1 protein-coding gene is annotated in these 2474 nt (G+C 53.1%); it reads right to left on the reverse strand.

Features of this window, described 5'->3' with window-relative positions; translation table 11 throughout:
- Positions 1–269 precede the first annotated feature (269 nt).
- A complete protein-coding gene (locus Q0753_RS16450; RefSeq protein ID WP_298723670.1) occupies positions 270–524 on the reverse strand; it encodes a hypothetical protein in 255 nt (84 codons plus the stop codon).
- Positions 525–2474: the final 1950 nt, after the last annotated feature.

Raw genomic sequence — 2474 nt, forward strand, 5'->3', positions numbered from 1 at the left:
TGTCATGGTGAACGGCGGGGATCCGTTCATGGGACGGAGCCGGTTACACGTCCCTTTTGTCCGGAGTTCCGGAATTTTGCCCGTTTTTTGGCCTTGTTGGGTTCCGTTTCGCGTTCACCACCAGGTACTCGCGCTGATCTTGATTCGGATCGGAGGCGGGGCCACTGGCCCCACTTTGCCGTGTCCGGCCGCGCGGGACACCTTGGCGGTGTTTGTTCGTGGGTAAAAAACCCTAGTATTGGAGGACTGAGATCGCGCCTAAAACCGTTTTAAGCGCGTACCCGTACCTCGATGAAGCCGATTTCCCGCGCCGCCTGGAACGCCGCGTCCAGGGAATGAAACACCCGGGCCTGCTCGACGCCGTTGCGCTTGCGGTTCAAACAGAGCGCCACCAGGGCGCCGTTGCGGCGTTTGACGTGCAGGCTCCAGCGTGGGGCAGGCCCCGCTTCCAGGAGCGCCGGCAATAGCGTACAGGCCTGCAGATCGCCGGCTTCAAACAGTAAGCGGAGTTGGTCTACGCGCATAACGGGGGTTTACCTGGGCAAATTGGAGATTTGAAGTGTCAGTGTGGAGCAACAAGCGGGTTTTGCAAGCGCACCAGGGCGGCGGCGCGGTCATTTATTGAACATAACGTTCGTTATCGGCATAAGAACTAATGTTCGCAGAGAACGGACACTCACTCTAAAATCTATGTTCATTAGTTTTTGAGTTTCTACCGCGAATAAATGAAATATCACTTTAATTTCATCGTTTTCTATTGGCTCTTCCTGTTAACACGGAGCGTGTTAGATTTTTCGGGTAATACGGAGCGTGTTAACTCTTGTTAATTCATGATTTTAAGGTTTTTACCTCTTTCGGATGGAGATAAGAATGGACCTTTCGAAGGGGGGGGAAATGTGCTCTAATTTAACAATCACGTTAGTTGAGTGATAAAAAAAGCCCCACAAGGGGGCAACCTTGTGGAGCTCTCATATAACCCAAACCAAAAAAGGAGGGCTCGTGGAACTGATATCAAAAACGCTTCAGATCCTGGCTCTTTTAATCGAAGTCGGCGCTTTGATTAAAAGTATTTTTTTAGAGAAGTAATTTAACCCGCCCTTCGGGGCGGTTTTTTATTTACCTGAAACATAACAGGTGAAGTTAGCTTACAACTAATTTCACCTGTTATGAAGGATATAAACAGACATAAGTGGACATGGAGTGACAAGGTTAGCTTGTTGGTTTTGTCCGTTGACTCGAATAGGTACGAAGGATTAACCTGTTCGACAGAAACGAAAAAACCGCCTGGCAGGGCGGTTTAATCGAAGGTTCAACAGGCTGGCAGGCCCTTGAACCGTGGGAAACATCTATAGGGGATGCTTCCGAAACTGTTCTAATAGTGTAGCTGGCCTTGCCGCCTCACTTCAACACCTTTCAAAACCCCCCTATAAGAGTTTCCCTTGGCCGTCACCATGGCGTGAAAACGTGGCCGGAGGGATTGGATTCAAGTCGTTGTTACCCTCCTTGCCGTGACGGTTAGACCGAACGGGGAAATCTCACATACGGTCTAGCGTGCGACGCGCACCACTGCCTTCCAGGACGTCGCGGTTCTGGAGTATCTGCACACAGAGCGTAACGGGGAACCAACCACGGCCAGCTCTCAAAAAACGGCGCGGCAGTCCAGCCCACATGGCGGGGACGAAAGCAGATACAGCAGGCCGAAGGTGTGTCTCTGGAGCGCGTGAGAGGGGCAGCTGCAGCAAGCAGTGCCGATAGTCCAGAGCAAGGCGGATCATCCTGTAACCCACTACGTGGCCAGGAGGGCTTGCCTATCTTGAAGCGCAGCGAAAAGATAGGCAAGACCGACGCTGAGGCCGTAGGCCGATTTCCTTTTTTCCTCGCTTAAAATCATTTTAGAGAGCGGATCCTGGCGAGGTGGGTAACGGCGTCTGTCCGTCCATCGGGCCCGTGTTTTTGGGCCTGTGGGCGGCAGCCGTTATCCACGGAGCATGGTTTTGGTTTTTAACCCCCGATTAGCGCAAATGTTTACGCTCTGCGCCCCCGGAAAATTGTCACACCCGATGCAGTTAACACTGCTTGCGCAAACCCAGGCAGGACGCGGGCTCTGGGTGTTTACACCCAAATCACAGTTGTAAACACCAACGGGCGCGAAGCCTTGTTCTACCTGGGTTTACAGGTGTTAACACCCCCTTGTTCGAGATCACCAGGAAAGCGGCTTTTGCCCGGATGCTGTTAACAGCTGTAAACAAGGCTGGAGAACGTGCCCAGGGTGGGTTTTGTGGCCTTTCCGCTTCCTCGCTTTGGCCTGCGGCCGACGCTGCGGCGAGCGGTTTCATGATCGGCTTTTGTGGGTACGGCATTCCCCTAGGCGATCCCGCCGGGGCACGAGAAGGGGAATGTCATGGTGAACGGCGGGGATCCGTTCATGGGACGGAGCCGGTTACACGTCCCTTTTGTCCGGAGTTCCGGAATTT

It is taken from the genome of uncultured Oceanisphaera sp. (assembly GCF_947495715.1).
Taxonomy (GTDB): Bacteria; Pseudomonadota; Gammaproteobacteria; order Enterobacterales; family Aeromonadaceae; genus Oceanimonas; species Oceanimonas sediminis.